Annotated in this window: 10 protein-coding genes and 2 pseudogenes; 3 read left to right on the plus strand and 9 right to left on the minus strand. The window is 66.1% G+C overall.

Annotated features, from left to right (window positions below):
* Window positions 1-629: 629 nt before the first annotated feature.
* The gene (locus IH50_RS0132250; RefSeq protein WP_030870410.1) at window positions 630-2789 is read left to right on the plus strand and encodes a RecQ family ATP-dependent DNA helicase; all 2160 of its coding nucleotides are present in this window, start codon (window positions 630-632) and stop codon (window positions 2787-2789) included.
* A gap of 39 nt (window positions 2790-2828) precedes the next feature.
* On the opposite strand, the gene IH50_RS0132255 is transcribed toward IH50_RS0132250, so the two are convergent.
* The 3 genes and pseudogenes from IH50_RS0132255 to IH50_RS43625 form a co-directional block, all read right to left on the minus strand.
* Window positions 2829-4466: a hypothetical protein gene (locus IH50_RS0132255; RefSeq protein WP_234328275.1), complete on the minus strand. Its 1638-nt coding sequence runs from the start codon at window positions 4464-4466 to the stop codon at window positions 2829-2831.
* 60 nt (window positions 4467-4526) lie between these two features.
* Window positions 4527-5147, minus strand: a pseudogene (locus tag IH50_RS42850) (IS3 family transposase); the annotation flags it as partial.
* Window positions 5148-5268: 121 nt separating this feature from the next.
* Window positions 5269-5373, minus strand: a pseudogene (locus IH50_RS43625) (transposase); the annotation flags it as partial.
* A 626-nt stretch (window positions 5374-5999) separates the two neighbouring features.
* On the opposite strand from IH50_RS43625, the gene IH50_RS41775 reads away from it, so the two are divergent.
* Both IH50_RS41775 and IH50_RS41780 read left to right on the plus strand, forming a co-directional pair.
* Window positions 6000-6719 (plus strand): hypothetical protein, encoded by a 720-nt coding sequence (locus tag IH50_RS41775; RefSeq protein WP_158801342.1) that lies wholly within the window; start codon window positions 6000-6002, stop codon window positions 6717-6719.
* A 30-nt stretch (window positions 6720-6749) separates the two neighbouring features.
* Complete coding sequence (locus IH50_RS41780; RefSeq protein ID WP_158801344.1) at window positions 6750-7253, plus strand: hypothetical protein; 504 nt, start codon at window positions 6750-6752, stop codon at window positions 7251-7253.
* Between the two features lie 539 nt (window positions 7254-7792).
* Here the strand turns inward: IH50_RS41780 and IH50_RS41785 are convergent.
* The 6 genes from IH50_RS41785 to drmD all read right to left on the minus strand — a co-directional run bounded on the left by IH50_RS41785 (window position 7793) and on the right by drmD (window position 22758).
* Window positions 7793-8266: a hypothetical protein gene (locus IH50_RS41785; RefSeq protein ID WP_158801345.1), complete on the minus strand. Its 474-nt coding sequence runs from the start codon at window positions 8264-8266 to the stop codon at window positions 7793-7795.
* Between the two features lie 748 nt (window positions 8267-9014).
* Window positions 9015-9746: a DISARM system phospholipase D-like protein DrmC gene (gene drmC / locus IH50_RS0132270; RefSeq protein ID WP_030870414.1), complete on the minus strand. Its 732-nt coding sequence runs from the start codon at window positions 9744-9746 to the stop codon at window positions 9015-9017.
* Window positions 9739-11772 carry a DUF1998 domain-containing protein gene (gene drmB, locus IH50_RS0132275; RefSeq protein ID WP_030870417.1) on the minus strand — a complete coding sequence of 678 codons (2034 nt, stop codon included), beginning with the start codon at window positions 11770-11772 and terminating at the stop codon, window positions 9739-9741. Before drmB ends, drmC begins: the two co-directional genes overlap by 8 nt.
* Window positions 11769-15533 carry a DISARM system helicase DrmA gene (gene drmA / locus IH50_RS0132280; protein ID WP_030870418.1) on the minus strand — a complete coding sequence of 1255 codons (3765 nt, stop codon included), beginning with the start codon at window positions 15531-15533 and terminating at the stop codon, window positions 11769-11771. Before drmA ends, drmB begins: the two co-directional genes overlap by 4 nt.
* Complete coding sequence (locus tag IH50_RS0132285; protein WP_030870420.1) at window positions 15530-19558, minus strand: Eco57I restriction-modification methylase domain-containing protein; 4029 nt, start codon at window positions 19556-19558, stop codon at window positions 15530-15532. The genes drmA and IH50_RS0132285 overlap by 4 nt, the downstream gene beginning before the upstream one ends.
* On the minus strand, window positions 19555-22758 hold the full coding sequence (gene drmD / locus IH50_RS0132290; protein WP_030870423.1) for a DISARM system SNF2-like helicase DrmD: 3204 nt from the start codon (window positions 22756-22758) through the stop codon (window positions 19555-19557). Before drmD ends, IH50_RS0132285 begins: the two co-directional genes overlap by 4 nt.
* Window positions 22759-22920: the final 162 nt, after the last annotated feature.

Consider the following 22920-nt stretch of genomic DNA (forward strand, 5'->3'; position numbering starts at 1 on the left):
ACAAACAACGGGCCAGGCACCACGACGTCGGCAAGACCGTCAAACGCGCCGAATCGATCAAGGAACACCAAGCCCAGCAAGGTTAAACGTCAAGCTTAGCCCACATGCGGACAACGTTTGAACAGTCCCGCCCTTGTTGACTGCCTCTGGGATGACTCATGGCACAGGGCTGCCCCGGCGCAGGTGTTGACCGTACACAGTCAGCGCGACTACCGCTGTCGGCCGTGGAACGAGGGGGAGCCCGGCACACCGGAACCGTACGGGACATGATCACCCGCGCCAGGAGCGCCCGTCGTTTCACGCCCCTGTGCGGCAGGGTTCTCTCGCTGTGGGCGCGTGTATGGCTTCCGGTGTCGGCGAGTGGCTCTCGTTGGCGGAGTCCTCTGAACAACGTGAGGAGCTCAAGTTTGGAGAAGCCAGCGGTTCCGGGCTACGGAACTGGGAAGGCATTCAAATTCCAGGCAGAGATAGAGCCGTGACCTGCGTAAACGTGTCGATCGGATGGGGCGGTGATCGGCTCCTCAGCTCTGGCTGTCCTCGATCCGTGCACGGCAGGGCACCCTGTCGTGAGCCCTTGGCCGTGCTGGGCGGATTCGCCGATTGTCAGTGGGATCGGGTTGCATGGGGGCATGGACAACCTGGAGCTCCGCGCTGAAGCCGATGCCATCCTTGCTGAGCTCGTCGGTGCCCCTGGGGGATCGGCGCGGCTGCGGGAGGATCAGTGGCAGGCGGTGTCGGCCCTGGTGGAGGAGCGCCGGCGTGCTCTGGTGGTGCAGCGCACTGGCTGGGGCAAGTCGGCGGTGTACTTCGTGGCCACCGCTTTGTTGCGCAGGTGTGGCTCGGGCCCGACGGTGATCATTTCGCCGTTGCTGGCGTTGATGCGGAACCAGGTCGATGCTGCGGAGCGGGCCGGGATCCGGGCGCGCACGATCAACTCGGCCAACCCGGAGGAGTGGGAGACGATCTACGGAGAGGTCGAGCGTGGTGAGACTGATGTTCTCCTCGTAAGCCCAGAACGTCTTAATTCCGTGGATTTCCGCGATCAGGTGCTGCCCAAGCTTGCGGCCACGACCGGTCTGCTGGTGGTCGATGAGGCGCACTGCATCTCGGACTGGGGGCATGATTTCCGGCCCGACTACCGGCGGCTGCGGACGATGCTGGCGGAGTTGCCGGCGGGGGTGCCGGTGCTGGCCACGACGGCGACTGCGAATGCGCGGGTGACCGCGGACGTTGCTGAGCAGTTGGGCACAGGTGCTGGGGATGCCTTGGTGCTGCGGGGGCCGCTGGACCGGGAGAGTCTTCGGTTGGGTGTGTTGGAGTTGCCGGATGCGGCGCACCGGCTGGCGTGGCTGGGGGAGCGGCTGGGTGATCTGCCGGGTTCGGGGATCATCTACACGTTGACGGTGGCGGCGGCGGAGGAGGTTACGGCGTTCCTGCGGCAGCGCGGGTATCCGGTGGCTTCCTACACGGGGAAGACGGAGAACGCCGACCGGCTGCAGGCGGAGGAGGACCTGCTGGGCAATCGGGTGAAGGCGCTGGTCGCCACCTCCGCGCTCGGTATGGGCTTCGACAAGCCCGACCTGGGATTCGTGGTGCATCTGGGGTCGCCGTCGTCGCCGATCGCCTACTACCAGCAGGTGGGACGCGCGGGGCGTGGCGTGGACCACGCGGACGTGCTGCTGTTGCCGGGGCGGGAGGACGAGGCGATCTGGGCATACTTCGCTTCGGTGGGCTTCCCGCCCGAGGAGCAGGTCCGCCGCACCCTGACGGTGCTGGAGGAGGCGGGCCGTCCGTTGTCGCTGCCGGCGCTGGAGCCACTGGTGGATCTTCGACGCTCGCGCCTGGAGACGATGCTGAAGGTCCTGGACGTGGACGGCGCGGTGAGGCGCGTGAAGGGAGGATGGGCCGCTACGGGGCAGCCGTGGGCGTACGACGCGGAGCGGTATGCGTGGGTCGCGAAGCAGCGGGCGGCGGAGCAGCAGGCCATGCGGGACTACGTGGCGACCACGGGGTGCCGGATGGAGTTCTTGCAGCGGCAGCTCGACGACGAGAAGGCGGCCCCGTGCGGTCGTTGTGACAACTGCGCCGGCCCTTGGCTGGAGGCGGCCGTCTCTCCCGAGGCCCTCGCGGCGGCAGCGGGTGAGCTGGATCGGCCCGGTGTCGAGGTCGAGCCCCGCAAGATGTGGCCGACAGGGCTGGCCGCGGTCGGCATGGATCTCAAGGGACGCATCCCCGCAGGCCAGCAGGCAAGCACTGGGCGGGCGCTGGGCAGGCTGTCGGACATCGGCTGGGGCAACCGGCTGCGGCCGATCCTGGCGGCGCAGGCGCCGGACGGTCCGGGCCCGGACGACGTGCTGAACGCCGTCGTGACCGTGCTGGCGGACTGGGCCCGCTCGCCGGGAGGCTGGGCCAGCGGCTCCCCCGACGCAGTGGCACGGCCGGTGGGGATCATCGCCATGCCCTCCCGTACCCGCCCCCAGCTGGTCGCATCCTTGGCCGAGGGCGTGGCAAGGGTTGGCAGGCTCCCGTTGCTCGGCAGCCTGGCCTACACCCCCCAAGCCGACGAGCACGCTGCGCACCGCAGCAACTCCGCCCAGCGGCTGTGCGCCTTGGCCGACTCGTTCACCGTGCCCGGTGAACTTGCCGCCGCCCTGGCCGACACCCCCGGCCCGGTCCTGCTCGTCGACGACTACACCGACTCCGGCTGGACCCTGGCCGTCGGTACACGCCTCCTGCGTCAGGCCGGAGCCGACGAGGTACTCCCGCTCGTCCTTGCCCTGGCCGGGTAGGCGAACTCTGCTGGCCTTGGCAACAGGCCAGCCAGGTGTTTACTGTTCGGATTCGGGACCGAAGAGTGATTCTTGCCGGTATACCTGATGCACGTACGAATTGTCTTTGGAGGTTCGAGTCCGATTGCGTTTTTGTCGGTCTCGGACGGACTCGCTACTGCTTTCCTCGGCGACGAGGACATTCTGACCTTCGCTGACGCGACGCTTGACCATGGACCACAACTGCTCTCGCGTGGTGCCGATCGTGCCGACCAGCCCTTCCTTGACCAGTTCGACAAATTGTGCTCCCACAAGGTGACGTTCGACTCGGTCATAGCCCAGCAGCCGAGCTTGACTGCCTTTCTGGGAGCTGAGCGTGCAGTCGTTTTCAAGCAGCATACGCACGTAGGAAATCGGAAGGTACATTCCGTGAGCGAGTCCCTCGACTGGATGCTTGGAAGTGTCCTCGGGCCAGTAGGCGAGCTTGAGGAAGCAGGGGTCGCTTCCTAGGCGCCATTCATGCGGTTGCGTGGGCGGACTGTTCAGCTGTGCTACTTTTTCGAGTCGGTCAAGCTGGCTTCGCAGCCGTTCGTCGACCCGCATCTCCCGCCTGCGTGGATCTAGGCGTTTGTATTGAACGAGCGTGAAACTTTTGGTGGGGACGTGATAGTAGATCATGTCGGTTCCGGTCCGGGACTCCAGTGGAAGGGCGTTGACGTTGGTCACCTCGAGCCGTCGCCGCCCGCTGGAATCCCATAGAACGTTGATGTCGCATCTGGCTCCGTTCCCGTTCACCCAGTCGCTGTCGAGGCCGAATGCCCGGCCTGCGGCGCGCACGTCATAGTCAATCAGGCTGTTCTCCGAGGGCTGCGGGATGATGCCTGCGGTGTAGGGCGCCTCGCGGGATTCGGGACGCTTCCAGGCGTTCAGCGAAGGCAGGGGAAAATTGGCGATCCGCAAGACGCTCCGGACCGCATCTTGCTGTTCTTGCCACGCCTGATCTGCTTTGTCACGACTATCAAGTGCGGGCGGATTGGCCTGGGCGAGCAGCCAGTCGATCAGTGGGATGAGACGGGGAAACCTGGCGCGGAGCCCTGCCTCAAGCGCCTGCCAGACTTTATGGCTGCACCATCTGGCGGTGCCGATGAGACTTGCTTGCTCGAATTCGTTCCGCAAGTCGGCGTCCAAAAGGGCGAGAAGGCCGTCCTCCCCGTCGATGGGCACATCCTCCATGCACTCCCGCAGGGGGTCGATGGTGATGCTCTTGTCGACAGTGCCGGGAGTGTTGTGTCGGGCCACGTTGCCCATCCAGATCAGACGTCGGGATCGCCGGTCGACGCTGCTCTCCGTGTCTTCGCTGATCACCAAGGCCATGGGCGGGCCTAGATTCGGCCCAGCTGGCTGATCTTGCGCTGCGAGGACCTTGGTCAGGCGGAGCTGCAAGCGCAGTTGCTCGTGGATCTTTTTCATCTGCCTCGCTGGCAGCGTCACGATGTAGGCCACGGTCGGAGCGTAGTGCGAACGATTACCTTGCGAGCCTGCTCGGCTCATCCCGGTGCCGCCACAAGCCGGCCTGCCCGGCACGTCGCTCAAGTCGTACTGAGCTGCCCCGACTTCCTCGACCTCGTCGAAGGCGCGCCACGGTCTCTGATGCTCGATCAGTTCCGCCTTGGACGTGCAGTTCGGGGCCTCGGCCATCGCGTTGTCGTACGGGTCCGCGACCGAGCCGACGGATGCAGAGGCGCCGACCTCCGGCAGTCACTCTGTGTAGCGAATGGAGACGTGTTGCGACCCACGGTCGCTGTGGTGGATCAGGCCGGCGTCTTTCCTGATCTTCTGCCGCCACAGTGCCATTTCCAGCGTGTCCAGCGGCAGGTCGGTGCGCATGTGGGTGGCGACCTGCCAGCCCACGATCCGGCGGGAGTACGCGTCTAGGACGAACGCCACGTAGACCCAGCCCGACCAGATTCGGATGTAGGTCAGGTCGGCCAGCCACAACTGGTTCGGTCGCTCGGCGACGAAGTGGCGGTTGACCAGGTCGGGCGGCCTCGGGGCGGCCGGCTCCGGGACCGTCGTGCGGCGCCGCTGACCGCGGATGACGCCCTCGATGCCGAGCTCACGCATCAGCCGCTCGACGGTGCAGCGCGCCACCCGATGCCCCGCGCGGACCAGCGCACGAGTGACCCGGCGGGCGCCGTAGGCACGGCCGAACTCCTCCCACACAGCTGTGACCAGGGCAATCAGTTCCTCGTCACTCAGGCGGCGGGCCGACTTCGGGCGCGTCTTGCGGGCGAAGTACGTCGATAGCGAGAGGTCCAGCATCCGGCAGACGAGATCGACCCCGAGGCCCTCGTCGCGCAGGTAGTCGATCACCTGCGCGGCCTCGTCCGGGGACGGTCGATCTCCTGGGCAACAACACCGATGCGGCTTTCAGGATCTCGTTGGCTCGCTTCAACTCGGCGTTCTCCTTGCGGAGTTCCTTCAGCTTGTCGCGTTCGGCGGTGGTGAGACGGTCGTCACGCTCGCTGGCGTCGGCCTCGGCCTGGCGGACCCACGAGCGCAGGGCTTCCTTGCGGACGCCGAGGTCGCGAGCGACATGGGCCACGGGACGTCCGGTCGAGCGGACCTTGCGGACGGCGCGCTCATGGAGTTCATCGGGGTACTACGGGGTGCTGGCACTGCGTGGTTCTTCTTACGCCTGGAAGCGGAACCCAGGATTCAAGGACTCCATGAAGATCAGTGCAGCTCATGGCTACCAGCGGGGCCAGTACGAGTACGCAACCAACGCTGGATTCGCTGCCTGAGACCTGCATTGTCAGTGCCGTGAGGAAGACTGTGGGTTGCCAGTTTTCACGCCCCGACACGAAGGACTACGTTCCGACAATCAGTGCGGCGCGAGAGCACACAGAGCAACAGAGCCCAGAGTGGGCTCTACGACGAGATGAGGCGGCATGGTCAGTTCGTCCACACCTCCGGCAGCCGGCGGTCCCAGTGACCCACAGCGCGTAGGCCAGCACATTGACGTTACAAGCGGAGATAACTCTCCAATCAGCGTCAACGCTCCCTTCTCTCACGCTGCCCCCGGTGGCACAGCGAGCGCCAGTACGACTCCTCCCCCGCCAGCGCCCGCGCCCACTCCTTGGTGGAGCCGGGCTTCGGTCGTGTGGACTGCTGTTGGTTCCCTCGCCGCTATCGCCGCAGTCGTTGTGGCCATCATCAAGTAGGGGAACGGTGAACGAAGGAGGCAGCATCAGCCGTCTGGAACGGGATGTGCTTGATGAATCGGTGACTCTCGGATCCCTGCTGCGGCAGGTCCTCATTCTCGGTGGTCAGTCATCATCAGACGGCCTGCGGGCGTGGGCCTTGAGTGAATTGAAGGGGTACAGCGGTACGGAAGTAGCAGTTCCCCAATATCGCAACCTGACTGCCCAGTTGGTGATGGACGTCACCGCTGGCCCCCAGCAATTCAGGCATGAAATTGGGAGGTCGGATCTTCCGGAAAGTGTGCGGGAACATTTTCCTGACGTGGTTTCCGTGCCCTGGGGGGTCACGGAAATCCAGGCCACCGTTGATTCGATCGAGGACACACACGTCAGGCTGTCCGGGCCATATATGACCGAGTTGGCGAAGCTGATGACGCAGCAACAGAGAGAGCTGTATCAAAGTCCCTTCGTTGCTGTAAAGGCGGTGTATTGGTCGGTCGCGACGGCAGTCTTGACCGGAGTTCTTGATCAGGTACGCACTCAGCTCACGGAATTCATCGCCGAGATGCGAACAGTGATGCCTCCGGGAACTGACCAGCCAACCGCCGAAGTCGTCCAGAAAGCCTTTTCAACCATCAATATTAAGGTTGGCGACAACTCCCCAGTCTATGTGACCGCGCCGGTAGCCGTCGCTGATAAAGACGCCACGGCGACGATCGGCTCGGCACTCGCACCGCAAGATCAGTAAGAGCACGGCTGAGTAGGGGTGCGGTAAAGGATGGGCAGGAGTAAGCGAACATCCATTGATCGTCTCGAAGAAGACGTTCTCGATGAATCTATTGCAACTCAAAGTTTGCTGAAAACAGTAGTAGTGCTGGGAGGTCGGGCGTTCTCGCAACCGCTCCGGAAATGGGCACTGAATGAGCTTCGTGGGTACAACGGGCCGCTGGAAGAGATTCCGCAGTACCGAACCGTCGGGGCACCTATTCAGGCAGATTCGCGAAGCCCATTCTGGGAGATGCGTAATCAAATAATTAGCGTCTTCGATCTGCCGAAATTTGCGCAGGAAGATCTTGACGAGGTCTTCCCGGTGCGGTATAGCGTAGCAAAAATTCAGAGCCTCATCACAGGCCACGGCGAAAACGAGACGATCAAACTTCAATTACCGGCCGCTCCCGAGTTGGCTCGCGTGATGAGTTACGAACGGCGAGACGAGAGGGTTATCGTTGAATCCCTCTACTGGGCAGTCCATGTATCAGCCCTCCAGGACATTCTGGAGTAGGTCAGGAATCGGCTGATCGAATTCATTGCGGATCTTCGTTCGCAAATGCCACCAGGTGCCGAAGTGCCCACTGTCATGCAAGTACACAGGACCGTCCAAAACATCTACGTCTCGTCAGGAGACAACTCCCCCGTGCACGTGCACGCCCCCGTGGCACCAGAGCGTGCGAATGCGCCTGTAGAGATCCCTACAGTCAAGCGACGATGGTTCCGAACACGTTGACTTCTTACGACGCTCCCATCCCCGACCGGGACAGTCTTCAGTTCGGGCGCCAAGTCTGCTTTGGCCTGCGTTAGTGCTGCTATGGCGCAGCTTCCGGCAGATCTGCAGCTGATGGAACGTACGGTCGTTGACCTGGCAGCAGCCTTCAACGGCGCACGCAGCCTGCGCAAGTGCTCAAGCTCTCCTGGGTGTAGAAAAGTGGCCGTCATCCTTCTGTCGACGTCCATCATCGCGCACCTCTCTGCGTGCCTGGCACCTGTCCCAGAACCTGCGCACTCCTGTGAACCATGGATGAGCGCCAGCGTTGTCGAGCAAGTCTATTCCACCCCGGATGGAATATACCCCTCAAGGAAAGGGGTGACGTCGTCACTGAACATTTCGAACCATTCGTCGCGCCTTCCCATGGGATGGCCTACGATCGGCACTTTTCGGCAGAGGTTCCTCAAATCTACGGATGTGACATCATCTCCGTAATGCAGCCACTCGTCAGCACACGCCCATCCCTGTGCATCCAGAACGCTTTCAGTCGTTTCTAGTGCTGTACTTCTTTTTCCTGGCGTCAACACCCAAGCGAGAGGTGCAAAGAAGACCTCAGCGAACGTGTTGTAATGCTGTCGCTGCTTGAGTATGCGTTGTGAATAAACGGGTCCAGTGAGGCGCGCAGTGCGAAGCGGGTATAGGGCAAAGCGCAGAGAAAATCCATCCGGCATCGGAATGTGAGTACGTCCACTTCGCAGATCTTCGGCAAGTTCCGGGGCGAGGACGCGCAAATGCGGGCTGATGGCAAACATCCCGAACATGACAGAACGCGCTACTAATCCAGGCGCGACAGAAACCGCAGGAGCGGAAAATGGATCAGGCAAGCTGGTTCTACTCGCGACTTGGGCATAAGTCCGAAGGCGCCGTGCGAAGTCTCCGTAAGCGGCGTCGTAACGACCTCCAGCGAGGCTGTTACATTCGCCGCATAGACCACGCAGCCACATTCCGCCAGTATAAGGGCGTCCGCTCGTGCGATGACCTTCCACAATTCGAGATACGGCGCTTGTGACTCGACCTCGATTTCCCGCAGCCTGCGGTGGCACGTGTGCTTTAGAGAGCTGTCGGACGTCGCCGCAGAGGCCACATGCCCGTGGAGTTTTAGATCGAAGATCGAGACCCAAGGATCCAGGAAGTATTTGCGCCACAGAAGGCATCCTACTGACCTTCAATGCGTGGTGTCGTCATGGTGGTTTGCGTAGGTCGGTGCCGGTGAGGCAACCGTCGAGGACCTCGGGTCGGCCCAGATCCGCCAGATTCGAGCTGGGGGAAGTGTTACGAGATTCAGGCACTGGTTCCTCTCGTACGGCTTCACTGCCCCACTACCGGCTTGAGCAGCCCCCATCACGCCAGGGCCCCCGACCAGCCGAAATTAAGATGGCGGAGGCTCGCTCATCGGCTGCGGCGGGCCTGTCCTGCGCCGGTCCCGAGGGTGCTTCCCGGCAGGCGTCGCGGCCCGGGTTGGTGCGGTGAGCACGTCGGCCGACCGGCGGGGAGCCGACGTCACATGCGTTCGTACAGGACTTCCTCGGCTTCCGCCAGCTCGCGCTCGACGGCTTCGGTGAGGTTCGGGTTGTCGATGAGGACGCCGAACTCGACGTTGTTGTTCTCCGCGCTCCAGGAGAAGTTCGCGCTGGTGACTAGGAGGAGGTGGTGGTCGATGGCGAGGAACTTGGCGTGATTGCGGACGTAGCCGCCGTCGAACTCCTTGGTGCGCCAGACCTCTGCCGGGGCCAGGTGCGTGGCTACCTCTCTGGTTGAGGGGGCCCGGTGCTGTCCGCTGCCGTCGGCGGCCCGGGTGTCCATGTAGACGCGGACAGCGACGCCGTCGCGCTGCGCGGCTGTCCGCAGTGACGTCCAGAGTGCCGAGCTGCGCTGGAAGTTGAAGGTGGAACAGGTGATCGCATGGCGGGCGCTGTCCACGAGGCGGGTGACCGAGGTGGTGAGTGGTCCGCTCTGGACGAGGTGTCCGGGCATGGTCCACAGCGGTGACAGTGTGGTCGGAAGCGCCCGTGCCCCCTCGATCGCCCTCAGGACCAGGATCTGTTGGGGCGCCGCTCCGGGGCCGCCGCCGGCTGCCTCCAGCAGGCGCCGGACCTCTGTCCGCTGGCCGACCGCGACGACCTTGAGCGCGGTGGTCAAGGTATCGCCGTCGGCCAGGCGGTCCGCTATGTCCTTGGCCTCGGTTCCGGTCAGGAGCCGACCGAGCCGACGCGGTGCGTCCGCATCACTCATGGGTGTGGAAGAAGCCGAGGTCGCTGCCGGGCAGGTCGAGGAGGAAACGACGGTCGAGAAACCGGTTGGCGCGCTCGCAGGAGGTCTCCGAGGCCATGACGCAGCAGTGGCAGGCAGCGCCGTGGAGGAAGTCCTCGGGATCCTGGGGGGTGCGCTTGGAGCAGATGGGGTCGGAGGAGCAGCGTGCGGCCTTGCGCAGTGCGCTGCCGACGACCCGCTGGAGGCGTGTTGGCTCGCTGAGCTGTACGAGCCCGCCGAGGGTGCCGTCACTGTCAGAGGCGGTGGTACAGATGAGAAGGCCGGCGGCGGGGTCGCGACCTTCGGCGGCGGGCCACGCGTACAGGCGTTCGCTGAGGCTGGCGGCCGAGTAGCCGCAGGTCAGGGCAAGTTCGCGGATAAGGATGTGGGCAAAGGTGTGGACGAGCCAGTAGCGCGGGGGCTTCAGCCGGCTGTCGGGGTTGATCTGGCCCGCCGTGTCGGAGAAGCGGCGCTCGAAGTTTCTGCGGTGTGCCTCTCGGTGGAGTTTCCACAGGTCGGTGTCCAGGACGCGCTTCTCCCATGCGGCGACGGCGTTCTCGTCGAGCTGGAGGAAGATACCTTCGCCGCGGTCCTCGGTGGCCACGGTCCAGCTCGGCCGGGACGTGCGCGTCAGTGGGGCCAAGCGGCGTGGGAGGTCGCCGACGCGGTCCATGTCGTCGATGCGGGTGAAGCCGACCAGGGCGTTCACCTTGCGGAGGCGTTCGACCGCGAGCACGCGGGTGATCTCAGGCCGCAGGGCGTCGCCCCGGTCGCGGGTGGCGAGGGTGAGGCCGCTCTTGGGGTCCTCGACGCGGGTGCCGACGATGTCACGCAGCAGGTAACGCCACTCGGGGACGAGGAGGTCGACCGGGTCCCAGTCGCGGAGCTTCTCCTCCTGTTCCTCCGGGGTGTCGGTGGGGGCGGAGGCCGTCTGCAGGACCTGCTCCAGGTCGTGGTCGGACAGGCCGGTGACGTCAACGCCGCCGTTCATGCCGAGGAGATCCCGGATCAGGTCCAGGTTTTCGCGGTACTTGGCGAGCTTGTCGCCGAGCGCGGTGCGGACCCGGTCGGCCAGGTCGCTGGCCTCCTCTTCCTGGGACTCCGGCATCACGATGATCGACTGGGTGGCCGGGAACCACAGGTTGGAGGCGCCGACCAGCATCAGCCGGGTCTCGTTGCGGCAGCCCTTGGGCTCGAAGGCGTCCAAGTGGGGGTGGCGTCCTCGGCACTGCGGCAACTTCGCCCTGCCGGCCTCACCCTGGGCCTCGTTCATGGGCCGCCGCATGTCGCAGGACGCGCAGTGGATCACGGCCGAGGCTCCCTTGCCGGCAGTCCGGTCGACCATCTTCAGGGCGGGCATCTCCGCCTGGGTGCACCGCTGTCCGCGGTGCACCCACAGGTCGTACGGGAACTCGTCCAGGTGTCCGTCGACGCAGGCCAGCAAATACCGGGCCGGGATGGCGGTGCGGCGCATCGGCTTGCGGGTGCCGGCGCCCGCGCGGCCCGTGCACTTGGCGTGCTCGAAAACGGCCAGGTCGGTGCGGAACGGGTGCGTGTTGCGGTAGTCGAACTGGGTGAGCAGTCCGAGCATGTCGCAGCCCGTGCACCGCATCCACTGCGGGAAGACCCGGGAGGGCACTCCGAGGTCGTTGCCTTCGGCGGACCGGCTGTGCTTCTTCGGCTGCCAGGGGTACGGCCGCAGCTGCACGTCGGGCGAACGCAGCATCATCCGGACCACGTCACGCAGGCGGGGGGCGTGGATCTGCGGGGGTGCGGAGTCGCGGCGCCGCCAGATGCGGTCCCAGTCGTCCAGGCCGGTGGGCATGATCGTGAACTGCGGCAAGTCCATGATCGCGCCGGGACCATAGGTGTACAGCAGGGAGGAGGGGCGGGCCGAACCGACCTTGGCACGGTTGTGCTTGGTCGCCTTCTCCGCCTCTTGCTCCAGGTCGCCCAGCGGGTCGACGGCGCGGGCAACGTCGTAGACGAAGCGCGTCTCGTCACTCACGAGTTGTCCTCCGGCATCTTCCACTGAGGGGCATGGTCGGGTGCGCGGTACACCAGTCGCTCCTTGATCGGGCTCACCAAGAGGTTGATCTCCGGCTGCACCTCGCGCATTGAGTTCGCCACGATGAACGGCGCGGCGTCGCGGGTGTCGATGCCCGCCTTGGCGTTCTCCGCGCTCATCATCAGAGCGTCGTGCCGACCGTCGTCCAGAACCCTCTCGTACACCAGCGACTTGCGGTCCTCCATGAGGCTCTTGCGTCGCTTGCCCCACTGGTCGAGCCGGTTCTCCAGGCGCAGGCGGGCCCGGGTGGCCGCGTCCTCATCGCCGGCCCGCGCGACGCGACGCACGAGGGCGTCAACGAGGTCGCCCGCGAAGTGCTGCTCGGCCTCGATACGGGCCGCCCCGTCCTCCGGGGACAGCCCTTGGCCGTGGCCAGCCTTGGCTGCCTGCAGGACACGGGCGGCGCTGACCAGCACGCCGTCCAGGCCGCGCTCCAGCGAGGTCACCGAGAACGGGGTCACCGACAGCGCCTCGACCTGGGCGTAGAACGTCTCGTGGTAGTGGCGGAACTGCTCGAAATGGGCAAGGTCCCTCGGCCGCGCCCAGTTCCCGAGGGCGACCACCAGACCCGGCCGGTCCGCGGTACGGCCGACACGGGAGGACGCCTGGATGTACTCCGCAGTGTTCTTCGGCTGTCCGACCACGAGCATCAAGCCGAGTCGGGTCACATCCACGCCCACCTGGAGCATGGAGGTGGCCAGGACCACGTCGTACGGATTGACCTCACGCGTGGGTTCCGGCTTCTTCGCCTCCCTGAGCGCGCGCCGGTTGCGTTTGCCCGCGGTGGAGTCGAAGCCCGGGTCGAACGCCGTCGCCATCTGGTCCAGGGTGGCGGTGATGTCCGCGCTGGCCACGCGCGAGGTCAGCTCGGCGACGTGCAGCGAACCGTAGTCGGTGCCGGTGCGGCGGGGGAGCTTCGACCAGGGGCGGCCCTTGGCGAGCGCGGTCTGGATGTCGTCGCTCATGTATCGGGCCATGCCGGCGAGTTCACGGGTGGCGCTGAAGTAGCCGACCAGGCTCATATACGGATCGGCCACGCGGCCGGAGCGGTCGAGAAGCAACTGCCCGCCGGCTAGGAGCACCTCGGCGACACGGATCTCCGCCGTGGTCAAGCGCACCCCGGTCGTGCTGATCCCGACGTACCGGCGACCCGGGTTCTTCTCGGAGACCGGGATCTCCTTGGAGAAGTACGTGGTCCCGGCGTCCAGGACCTGCGGCGGGAAGATGGTGACGTCACGCCCGTACAGCGCACGCACCTGCTCCGAAGCGTTACGGGCGGTGGCCGTGGAGGCGACGAGCAGCGGACGCACCGGGCGTCCGTCCTTCGTCCGCCAGTCGGTCATCACATCGATGGCCACCTCGAACAGGCCCACCGTCGTGCCGAGTGCCCCGGTGATCAAGTGCAACTCGTCCTGGATGATCAGATCCGGGGGCCGCAGCCGCGTGGCCGGGTGAACGGGGGCCGCCGGCCAGCGGTCCTTCTTGGGATGCTTACTGCCGTCCTTGATGTCGCACTGCTGATAGTCGGGATGCACGAAGCCGTGCCGTTCACAGCGTCGCGAGACGTGCCCGAACAGCGAGGCGGCCTCGCCCTCCCGCGCCAGGCGGGCGAACTTGTCCACGGTGGCGATGACGAACGCCGGCGCGAGCCGGTAGATCTCCTCATCCACCGTGAGCACCGGCAGCCCGTCCGGGACCTCTCCGCCGTCGGCGAACGGGCAGTCGGCCAGCTCGTCCCCGCAGTACACGTACACCCGGCGCAGCGCGGGCTCCGTGCGCACATCACGCGCCTCAACCCGCGTGCCGCACCACGGACAGCGCTGGATCTGCAGCACCGTCAGCCGATAGCCACGGCCCCCATGGGCCTTCTGCAGCTGCTCGGCGGCCTCGTCGTACCGCTTCGGGCTTACATCGGTACCGACCCACAGCCCGATCCGGAACGGCTCGTCGCCCCACGTAGCCTCATCATCGCGGCGCGCCAGCTCCGCCGCGCACACCAGGGCGGTGGCGCGCTGGAACTGCTGGGCGGTGAGCAGGCGCAGCGTGTACCGCATGAGGACGGCCACCCCGGACCGCCCGTCCAACGGACCGTCGAAAGCGTCCACGACGCCCTGGCGGCGACGGATCGCGAACGTGTACGCGGCCAGACCCAGATACGCCTCCGTCTTGCCACCACCGGTCGGGAAGAACAGCAGCTGCGCCTTGGCCAGATCCCCCGATCGTTTCTCGGCCGCCGGGTCGGACAGCAACGGCAACTGCATGAGCACAAAAGCGAGCTGGAAGGTACGCCACGAATGCGCCAGGGCCCCCTTCTCCTCGAGGATCGACTCACGGGCCTCATCGATGCTCTCCTCCGGCCGGCTCGCCCGCCGCTCCGCGACCTGCGACTGCACACGCTGATCAGCCATTACCCGGTTCATGAACCGGAAGCAGCGCAACGCCTCCTCGTCCCCGAGGAGATGCTTCAGACCCTCCTCAAGCTGGCGTTGCACCCGGCGCGCCTCGGTGACCGCGTCCAGCCCTTCGGACCGCAGATGCTCCGGAAGGGCCTTGGCCCGCTGCTCCTCGCCGTCCAGCCAGGCCGTGTAACCCGCGACGATCGGTTCAAGGCCCGTACGCAGCTCGTCGGTCGATGCCTCCTGGAGCTTGCGCATGTCCAGCAGGGCCGCGCCGATCTCCTCGGCGGCCGTCTGCGGTGTCTCGCTCACCGGCAGCCACGTCGTCCAGACCTCGCTGGCCCTGCGCGCTCCCTCGGCTACCTTCCAGTCCACGGAGCAGGTCCGGCCGTGGGCGAACTCCAGACGGTTGCGGTACTGAAGCCGCAGTCGTCGCAGCTCGTCGTCCGGCTCCTCGCGCGTGTCCAGGAGTACGTCATTGACCGGCAGGAACACTTCAACGCCGCCGGCCGACACCGACAGCTTGGTCTGGTACAACCACGCTTCAACCGGGATCTTGCGGGGGGTCTCCTGGTCGTTGCACAGCGCCACCTCGATCAGTCGACAGCCACGCTCGGAGTCGTCGTAACGATCAACCCGGAGCAGGATCTTGTCCTTGAGTACGATCTCGGTCGTACGGGACGGATTCAGGTCGGCAATCTTGATCGTCTTCGCGATGGCGTGCGGGGTGCGCTGGAAACGACGGAGAGCCGGAGCAGGTGCCGCACCCTCACCCCTGGCGTCCTCGGTGCCCTCTCCGCTCTTCTCCTTCACCGGCTCGTACGTGCCCCACGACGCGGTCACCGTGAACTCGTCCAGATCGTCAGGGATCTGGAAACGCAGCCCCATCGACGCCGGGATCATCAGCCCACGCTTCTGCGGCTGGTCCTCGACCGCATCCTCGTCCGAACTCGCGCTGCTGTCATCGACGGCGGTGAGCGGCACGCCCCGGCTCTCGGCGGCATCCACAGCGTCGCCCACGTCGGTCGCGGCGTCGTCAGATCCAGCCTCGCCGGGGTCGTCCTTGCCAGCGGTGAGCCGCACGGGCGCTATCCGGCCGATCAGGTACGCCGAGTCGGGGACACCGTCGAGGATCTCGTCCGGGCCGTTCGCCGGGCCGAGGAGCTCACGCTCCAGGATGTCGACCAGGTTCTCGCGGGCGGTCCAGGAACGGTCGTCGGGTTCGAGGGCAAGACGGTAGGCCGGGGCCTGGGGGCCTCCGGATGCCACTGCGGGCTGGGCGCCGTTGCGCCGGGGGGTGGTCACTCGTCGCCCTCCTCTTCCTCAGTGGCCTCATTGTTGCCGGTGGGACTGACAACGCCCTGCGAGGCGGCACGACGATGGTTCTCTTCGAGGAGCCGGTCGAGGATCTCCACCCGGGCGGCAGGGCTCACCGTCCAGCGTTGTGTCTGACGGTAGGTGTGGAACCCGTGGTCCAGGGAGATGTCGTCCCAGCCGTAGGCGGCCATGACGGTCCGGTCCAGTTCGACGTGGATCTCGCGGAGGCGAGCTACGTCGGGGTCAGCGGACTCGGAGATGTCGGGATCGTTGACCAGATTGTAGACCTTGGTGAGTCCGAGACTTCGGCGAAGCATGATTTCGCGGCGTTCAACATCAAGCGTCCGGCCAATCGTGGCAAGATTGTCAGTCGAACAAGGGCGAGGAAACGTGTCAAATACATCTGACGGCATGTATCTAGCATCGTTGCGCATCTTTGCCCCGTATGCGAGCGCCCAGACCTGATGAGGACTCGAAGACAAAGTCGCCAAGTCCGCGAAGGAGTCTGAAGCGAAAACCACGATCATAATGCTGAATGCGTTTCGCGTGGAAACCCTCACCGGCATCAAGGTATTGCTTGTCTGCGCAATAACCACTACCTCGGTCAGGTCGGCAACTGCCCTCCGCATTGCGGGAGCGTTTTCGGCAAACTGCCACCATCTCTCACGTCGAGGTTTGCGCTTATTCTTGGCGCGTTCAGGCTTCACTTGCTCCAGTACGCGCCGGTAGGGCAGCTCGTAGTCCCTCGCCTGCTGTTCAGACCGGTCGTTGAAGTCGACGACCCAGCGAGAAGGCGAGCAGTCAGGGCTCTTGTTGAGATCCTCGCCATTGAGGTATGGAAACAAGACATCCCTGTTCCTCGGGTCGAGCTCGATCCAAGATTCCGCCTCTTCAGGCTCCAGGATGAATCCCATCCCCAGTACATAGCAGCCCATGAACGCAACTCCGGCGTTCTCCGCTAGCCTCAGCGGGTTGCCGTCTACTCGTCCTCCTGCTTCCAGAAGAGTGGAAATTCGTGCAACTTCGACGTCGTCGGCAAATCGGGGTACCACTGGGGCTACTGGCTCTCGGCTGCCCCACACCGCCGCGTACTCCAGGTTGGCGCTGGCGGCAGGCCACGACCGGCTCTGGATCGCACGGGTGATTGTGAAGTCCTTCGAGACCATCTGGTCGAGGCCGACCTGCCGGGTGTCTCCCTGGGCGACGGTGTTCGTCGCGATTAGCCCGAGCCCTCCCTGCCGCGAGAGGAGTCCGTAGGCACGCAAGAAGAAGTAAGCCACCAGGTCCGCGCTCCCCTTCCTCCCAGCCGCGAGCGTGTTGACGAACCAGTCGCGGACGTTGGTGCCCATCGAACCAGTGAGCTTCTGGCCGCCCAGAAACGGCGGGTTACCGATGACCGCGTCGAATCCGCCCCGTTCCATCACATCCGGCACGGCCAGGATCCAGTGCAGCGGTTTCCACCGCACGTAGTCCGTGGTCACCGTCGGGGTGAGCCCGACTTCCTTGATGCCGTCGAGCATCGTCCGGTCCGGATCCCCACCATCGGCGGGGTACGCCTTCTCCACCGCGAGGCGCAGATTCTCGTAGGCCACCTTCAATTGTTTGCTGGGCTTACCACCCCACCGCAGCCCAGCCGCGATGACCCCATCCGCAACATCGGCAAGCTGTGCCGTCAGCTCTTGATACCGGCGCCACTGCCGCCGTTTCGTAGCGGCCGAGCGCTGCGGGTCGCTGTCGTCGACCTCGGTGGCGAGCTGGCGGCGCAGACGGCTGGCCTGGGCCAGGATGTCGTCCACGTCCAGGGCGAAGATGCTGAACTGGTTACCGGCCGCGGCGGGGTCGATGTGGAGGCGGCGCAGTTGGTCGGCATGGGTCAGGCCGAGCAGGGCGTTGCCGTGCAGGACCTTGTCGTCAACGAAGGAGAACGGGAGCTTCGGGTCCAGGGACACCAGCCACAGCGACAGCTTGCACATCTCCACGGCCATGCCGTTGATGTCGGCGCCGTACAGGCAAGTCGCGACGACGGTCCTTATGGCATGGACGTGCAGGTCGTGCGGTGTCCTCCCGTACGCCACGCCCTCGCGCTGCCATGCCTCGACGAGCCGGTCGGCGAGGTACCGTGCCGCGGCGACGAGGAAGGCGCCTGAGCCGCAGGCGATGTCGGCGATGCGTAGGTCGAGGATCTGGTCGGAGTCGATGGGCCGCCACGTGTCCTGGTTGGCGGTCTGGTGTGGTCCGGGTGAGTAGACGAGAGGTTCCAGCGCGTACCGGACGACTTCCTCGGCCAGAGAGCGGGGCGTGTAGTGCGCGCCGGCCGAGGCGCGCGAGGGGGTCTCCACCAGCAGAACCCCGCCGGGCTCGACCACCAGCGGCCGGTTGCGCAGGTCGCGGCGGATGATGCCGATGAACGGGCGGAGCCGGTCGCGCAGGTCCGGGTCGTCGGTGACGTCGCGCAGGGCGATCTCGGTGTCGTCGAGGGTGTCGCCCGCCTTGAGGGCCTTGGTGAGGGCGGCTTTGCTGGACGGCTTCGCGGCCGGCTGGTTCTGCTTGATCCAGGCGAGGATCGCTTCGGCCAGCGCGGTCTCGGTGCGCTTGGCCTGGCTGAGTTCTTCGAGGGTGGCGAGGGGGATCTCGGGTTCGGATCCCGCGCTGCCGTTCAGGCCGACGATGATCTCTTCGGCGGGTTCGCAGGAGTAGCCGAGCAGGCCCTCGTAGATGTAGCCGATCTGTTCGACGTCGATGTCGCGGAAGGAGATCCGTCGTGCTCCGCCGGGCAGTTGGGCGATCTGGACGGCGCGCAGGACTTCGAGCATGACGCGGTCGCTGACCGTGATGGCCAGGGTGTCCTGGGAGTCGCAGGCGGTGAGGAAGCGAAAGCGGGCTGGGTCGAAGAGGGAGCCGCCGTACTCGGGCAGGCGCAGGTCCTCGAAGCTTGCGCCCCGGTACAGGGCCTGGGAGGTGGCAAGGAGCCGGTGCCAGGTCAGGAACGTGGCGTCAAGGGCCTGTTCGCCTTCCTCCTTCTCGCGGGCGTCGAGGAGGTCGAGTTCGTCGCTGATGCCGTATCCCATCGCGAAGAGGCGGCTCTGGGGCAGCAGTCCGCGTTCTTCGGCGAAGAGGAGGAAGACGACGCGCATCATGACGGTCACGGCGGCCTCGTAGACCTCGCCCCTTGCCGCCGGCAGTGGGTCGGGCTCGCCGCGTCGCTGTGCGTCAAGGGCGCCTTCGGACAGGGCCTGGACGATGAGTTCGACCGCGCGGCGGACCTGGGTGCCGAGCGCTTCGGTGATCTTCTCGGCGGCGGTGACGGACTCGCCGAAGAGCTCGGTCAGCCGGTCCTGCTGTTTGCCGCCGACCAGGCGGCGGCGCTGGAGGAGTTCGATGAAGGCGTTACGGGTTTGGGGCTCTTCGATCCAGGTCTGGGCGTCGACGATGCCGGAGGCGACCATGGTCTGCGGGCGGGCGCTGACGATCGCCCACCAGCGGCCGTCGGTGACCACGCCGATGGGGACGCCGGAGGCACGCAGCAGCTCTTCCATGCGGTCGATGGGGCTGGCCGACCAGCCGTCGGTGAGCGGGTCGCGAAGGGAGTCCGTGGGATCGGTGATCAGGACGAGGGCGCCGGTGGTGTCGCCGTGGACGAGGGCGCCGTCGGCGCGCACGGTGACGGCGTAGTCGGGTGAGCGGACCTCGGCGGCTGCCGGAGCGGGCACGGTGTAGGAGGCGCCCCAGCGCAGGCCCTGGCGCAGGACGAGGTCGACCCAGGTGTCGCGGGCCTCGCGGTACAGGTCGAGGGCGGCTTCGTCGCCCGGGTGCTCGTCCCAGTTCTCCCATGCCTTCTCGAAGGCAGGCTTGGCGTCCTTGATGGCGTCGAGCGCCCGGGAGTCGGGCTGGGGGATGCCCTGGTGGTAGACGCGTTCCAGGGCGGGGACGGCGAGGAAGGGGCCGTCGGCGTCGACGAGTTCGAGCCAGGCGCGGTGCAAGTTGGCGGCGGTCGGGGGGTAGCGGCGGCTCATGCCTTGACCATTCCGTTCTTCGCGTCTTCGGGGGTGAGGGCGAACACGACCGCGGCGGCGGATACGTAGGGCCTGATGTCGCTGTAGCGCTCCTGGATCGAGGCGATCTCGCGCGCCTCCTCGTCGTCCAGGCTGTCCAGGCGCTCGTTCATGTGGTGCAGGTCCCGGCGTCGCTGCTTCTGCTGGTCGTCGGTGAACAGCAGCTCTTCCTCGGCGCGGATGGCCTGCTCCAGGCGGTCACGGGACTCGCGCAGGTTGAGCCGGAAGGCGCCGAAGATCTCGTGGGCGCGCTTGATGTCGGCGTCCCGGCGCTGGGTGAGCGCCTCGGTGACCTTCTCCTGACGGCTGGCGCTCTTGCGTTCCATCGCGGTCAGCAGGCGTGTGCGCAGCCGGGAACCGTCGTCGTTCCACTGCTCGGCGAGGTGAGCACGCACCTTCTCATCGGCGAGGAGCAGATCGGCGGAGTCGAGGGTCTCGTCGAGGACCTGCTCGACCTTGGACTCGGCAAGGGCCTGACCACGCAGCCGGACGCCCGTGAGGAACACCTCCTCGTGCAGGCGCAGCCCGCCGCGTCCGACCAGGACGAGCCGGGAGACGGCGGCGACACAGGACTCGGGAAGGCCGGGGGCGATGACGGCGGTGACCCGGTTGACCGGGGAGTCCGTGCTGAACAGCGCGGAGCGCAGGGTGCGGGTGGCGCGCTGCATGAGGGCGTGCCCGAGATGGATGTGGACCAGGTCGGTGCGGTGTTGCGCGGCCTGGTCGTCGAAGGTGATGGGGCGCGGGACACCCGGCTCCAGGCGGGTGTCCAGGCCACGCAGGACCGGCTGCCAGGAGCGGCTGAGGTTCGGGATCTCGAAGACCTGTGCTTCGGTGCGGTCGTCGCCGATCTCGACGAGCGGGGGCTGCGAGGTCAGCGTGAGCGCCGTGTCCACCACCCGGCGGGCGTTCGCGGGCGTGAGATGCATGGCGGCCTTGCTCTCGTGGTACGTCTCGGAGAGCTTGGTGAGCCGGCGGTTCAGCTCCATTCCGCCGGCCAGCACGCGGGTGATTACCTCGTTGCCGTCGTCCGGCGCGGTCAGCCGGGCCTTGCGCACCGTGCGGGTGGGGGTGAAGTGTTCTTGCACCTCGGCGTCGATGACCTGGTTGACCTTGCCGAGGTCCTCGGTGGCCTGTCCGACCTTGGTCGCGATGATCCCCATGAACTTCATGTCCGCGTCGTACGTCGTGGAGCCGGAGACCGGCACGAAGTGGAAGATCTCCGGGTGCTTCGTCTGCCCGTACCGGTCGATCCGGCCGATGCGCTGCTCCAGACGGGACGGGTTGAAGGGAATGTCGAAGTTGACCAGGCGGTGGCAGTGGGTCTGCAGGTCGATGCCCTCGCCAGCGGAGTCGGTGGCGAGCAGGACGCGGACCGGGTGCTTGTCCGGGCTCTCGGTGAAACGGGCGCGGATCTTCTCCCGCTCCTCGGTCGGGGTCGAGCCCTGGATGACCTCCAGCACGTCGTCGTAGCCGCGTTGCCGCAGGACGCGCTCGATCCATTCGAGGGTAGCCGCGTACTCCGTGAACACCACGACGCGTTCATTGGTCCAGTGGGTGCCGTCCGGTCGGCAGACCGCGGCGAGGAAGGTCAGCAGTTCTTCCAGCCGGGAGTCCGGCTTGTGCTCGTAGCGGCGCCCCCACTCGATGAGCGAGGCGATCTCGCTGCTGGTGGCCGCAACCAGGGGGTCCGAGCCCTTGGACTGGCGCAGTGCGGTGAACTCGGGGTGTTCAGCCGCGCCCTCCTCCTCGTCGGACTGGCCGCTGCCCAGCACCTCCGTGTAGTACTGGTCTTCGTCGTCCATTCGAAGCTGCCGGTCACCGCCGTCCGAGCCCTCGTACAGCTCAAGGGTGCGGGCGAAGGACCACGGGCTGGACAGGAAGCGCTTTTTCAACAGCATCGCGACGATGTCGCCGCCCGAGCCCTTGCCGTTCGCCCGGGCACTGTCCGCCAGCAGCCGCTCCAGCCGCGCGAACTGCTGCTGCTCCTCCTCCGACGGCGTGAACGAGAGGGTCCCCAGCTTCCGGGTCTTGAACCCCTTGTCCGGAAGGTCGGTCTTCAGCCACCGCACCATCACCTCCTTCAGTGCCTGCTCGTCGATGCTCGCGCCGCGGGTGAACCGGCGACCGTCGATCATCTCCAAGAGGGCCGTGAACGACTCCGAATAGCCGTTGTGCGGCGTCGCACTCAGGAACAGCCGGTGCTCGCACGCTTCCGCGAGCCGCATCGTCGCCGTCGTCCGCTTGCTGTCCACCGCGTAGCCGCGCTGCCCCGGCGCCGTCGTCGGGCTGGCCGGCGCCACATGGTGCGCCTCGTCGACCACCAGTACGTCGAACGCATACCGCCTGGCCGTGCCCGCGCTGCGTACATCGGCCAGCACGTCGCGCAGCAGGCGCTGCGCCCGCAGTGAGGGCAGCCAGGCCATGCTCACGATCACGCGTGGGAAGAGCCGGAACGGGTTGGCGTTCAGCCCGTGGCTCCGCCGCACCTTTGCCATCAGCTCGCTGTTGACGATGACGAAGTCGAGGCCGAACTTCTCCCGCATCTCGTCCTGCCACTTCAGCGACAGGCTCGGCGGGCATACGATCACCACGGACCGCGCGCGGTGCCGCAGCAGCAGCTCCTGCACGACGAGCCCGGCTTCGATGGTCTTGCCCAGGCCGACGTCGTCCGCGAGCAGCAGGTTCGTACGCGACGACTGAAGGGCCCGGCTCAGTGGCACCAGCTGGTACGCCTCCACGTTCGCGCCGCTGCGGAAGGGAGCCTGATAGGAGTCGGCGTCTGCCGAGGTGACTGCACCCCAGCGGACCGCGTCCACGAACGCGGCGAGGGTGTTCGGATCGTCGAACGCCTCCGCCCGCACGGTCTCTGGCAGCCCTTGGTTCGGGGCGACGGTGTGCCCGACCTCCAGCTCCCAGACCACCGTCAGCTCCTGCCCGAGCCGGTCCTCGTCCAGCGACTGCAGGCTGATCACATGGGTAAGGCCCGGTGTGCCCTCGTCGGCGGGACTGCGGGGAAGGCCCTGCTTCTGGATATCGGACACGGCCCAGGTGGAGCCCCGCACCTTGACGACCTGCCCGGGCTCCGGGACCGGTGGAAGGGCCGTCGCGCTCGCGGTACTGCTCGCCGATCCCTGTGGGTGCTCCGTAGCGGTCGCCACTTGGGCAGACTCCTTCACCAACGCCGTCATTGCCGGATGGTGACCGCGCCCGGCGCGGCACTCGCAACCCGCCCGAGGGATCACCAAGCACCAGTATCGCCGACTCCCCATGCCGTCTACTTCGAGAGCCCAGAACCATGTCCAGGCTTTCGGTGTGGACCG

Source organism: Streptomyces sp. NRRL S-37 (assembly GCF_000721605.1).
Classification (GTDB): domain Bacteria; phylum Actinomycetota; class Actinomycetes; order Streptomycetales; family Streptomycetaceae; genus Streptomyces.